A 1,139-nucleotide genomic window follows, 5' to 3' on the forward strand; every position below is an offset into this window, starting at 1 on the left:
TGCCTCCTTCGCGCCGAACGCACGAGCGGCGCCGCGCACGAGTGCGCGAGCACGTTCGAAATCGCCGAGCTGCGCCATCGCGATCCCGCGCAGCGCGAGCGCCGGCGCATCGTCGCGCAGCGCGACGCGGTTCAGCGCGCCGAGCGCGTCACCGGCCGCGAGCGCGCGCGCGGCCGCCGTGATCAGCGAATCCATCCGAATCCCGACACACTTGTCACTCCCTCCGGTCCGATGCCCGCCCCTAATCTAGCACCACGCACACGGCACCGGACGCCGTGCCCGGATACCCATCGGAAGGAGGAACCCGCCATGACGACTCATCTCACCGGAACCCGCGACGAATGGCTGGCCGAACGCCGCGCGCTGCTCGACGCGGAAAAGGCGCTGACGCGGCAAAGCGACGAACTCGCGCGGCGGCGCCAGGCACTGCCCTGGGTGCGCGTCGACAAGACCTACCGGTTCGACACCGAAGACGGGCAGGCAACGCTCGACGACCTGTTTCGCGGCCGTTCGCAACTGCTCGTCTATCACTTCATGTTCGGCCCCGACTATAAAGCCGGCTGCCCGTCGTGTTCGTCGATCGCCGACGGTTTCGACGGCTTTGCCGTGCATCTGGCGAACCACGACGTGACGCTCGCCGCCGTGTCGCGCGCGCCGCTCGCGAAGCTGCTCGCGTACCGGCAGCGGATGGGGTGGCACTTCCCGTGGGCGTCGTCGGTCGGCAGCGATTTCAACTTCGACTTCAACGTGTCGTTCACCGAAACGCAGCAGCGCGCCGGCGACGTCGAGTACAACTACGCGCGGGCCGGTCACGCGATGGACATGGATCCGCCGCCGGCACCCGTCGTAGAGTTCGCTGCGACGTGCGGCACGGACGCGGTCACGTATTCGCTCGACCGTCCGGGGATGAGCGCGTTCGTGCGCGAGGACGGTGCGGTTTATCACACGTATTCCACCTATGCGCGCGGCCTCGACGGGCTGTGGGGGATGTACCAGTGGCTCGATCGCGCGCCGCGCGGGCGCAACGAGACCGGCCCGTGGTGGCGCCGTCATGACGAGTACGCACGCGGCTGAGCGCGCCGGCGACGGGCGGGGGCGGGCGATGACGCGGCCTGCGGGCCCCGACGCGCGGGCCTTCG

The 1,139-nt window shown here is 69.8% G+C and carries 1 protein-coding gene and 1 pseudogene; one reads left to right on the top strand and one right to left on the bottom strand.

Going from position 1 to position 1,139, the window contains the following annotated elements; translation table 11 throughout:
- A pseudogene (locus tag G3N98_RS39255) lies at nucleotides 1-195 on the bottom strand (helix-turn-helix domain-containing protein); the annotation flags it as partial.
- 114 nt (nucleotides 196-309) lie between these two features.
- On the opposite strand from G3N98_RS39255, the gene G3N98_RS39260 reads away from it, so the two are divergent.
- The gene (locus G3N98_RS39260; RefSeq protein ID WP_206151123.1) at nucleotides 310-1,074 is read left to right on the top strand and encodes a DUF899 domain-containing protein; all 765 of its coding nucleotides are present in this window, start codon (nucleotides 310-312) and stop codon (nucleotides 1,072-1,074) included.
- Nucleotides 1,075-1,139: the final 65 nt, after the last annotated feature.

It is taken from the genome of Burkholderia sp. Tr-20390, assembly GCF_017104595.1.
Taxonomy (GTDB): domain Bacteria; phylum Pseudomonadota; class Gammaproteobacteria; order Burkholderiales; family Burkholderiaceae; genus Burkholderia.

Excerpts from the sequence above, each read along its gene's own strand:
- G3N98_RS39260 (WP_206151123.1), top strand. The coding sequence starts at position 310 with ATGACGACTCATCTCACCGGAACCCGCGACGAATGGCTGGCCGAACGC.